The following is an 813-nucleotide window of genomic DNA, read 5'->3' on the forward strand; positions in this document are numbered from 1 at the left end:
ACGTATTCGAGGATACAGAAACAGGGACACCCCAAGGAGGGGTAATAAGTCCAATACTCGCCAACATCGCACTGTTGGGAATGGTTAGAGTAATTGAAACAATGTATCCTAAGAAAAAAGGGAAGGCTGTCAAAGCCAACTTAATAAGATACGCCGATGATTTTGTAGTGATATCACCATCACTAGAGATTATTGAACAATGCAAGATTGCTATTTCCGAATGGTTAAAACCTATTGGGTTAAAGATTAAACCGGAGAAAACTCGAATCTGTCATACACTCAATCCTATTGAATATGATAGAAAACTTGAAGAACCTGGATTTGATTTCTTAGGATTCAATATTAGGCAATATCCTGTAGGAAAATATAAAACTGGGAAAAGTCCACATGGGAAACCATTAGGGTTCCCAACCCACATCAAACCTAGTCAGAAAGCAATCAAAGCCCATACAGAAGTGATTAAGGGTGTAATAAAACGACATAAAACAGCACCCCAATCAGCCCTGATAAGTAATCTAAACCCGATTATTCGGGGATGGTCAAACTACTACTCAGCGGTCGTCTCAACAGAGACCTTCGTTAAGCTAGACTATATAGTGCGAAACGTTTAGGAGTCAAATAAGGCTGCAATGCCGAAATAACCTCCTAGAGGGCAATTAGACCTTTACACGGTTACTCAGTATCGGTCTAACCCCTCAACTGTATATATGTCCCGACGCTTAGGGAGTTGTGAATCTAAGCAAGGCAGGGAACTCTGGGTCAAGCCCATTTAAGCAATCACAGACTACACGTTTATCTTCCAAGTATACTACA

1 pseudogene is annotated in these 813 nt (G+C 40.6%); it reads left to right on the plus strand.

Annotation, left to right across the window (positions count from 1 at the left end):
- Nucleotides 1–599, plus strand: a pseudogene (locus ACTIE0_RS24770) (reverse transcriptase domain-containing protein); the annotation flags it as partial.
- Between the last annotated feature and the right edge of the window lie 214 nt (nucleotides 600–813).

This window comes from Limnospira sp. (assembly GCF_051859755.1).
GTDB lineage: Bacteria > Cyanobacteriota > Cyanobacteriia > Cyanobacteriales > Microcoleaceae > Limnospira > Limnospira fusiformis.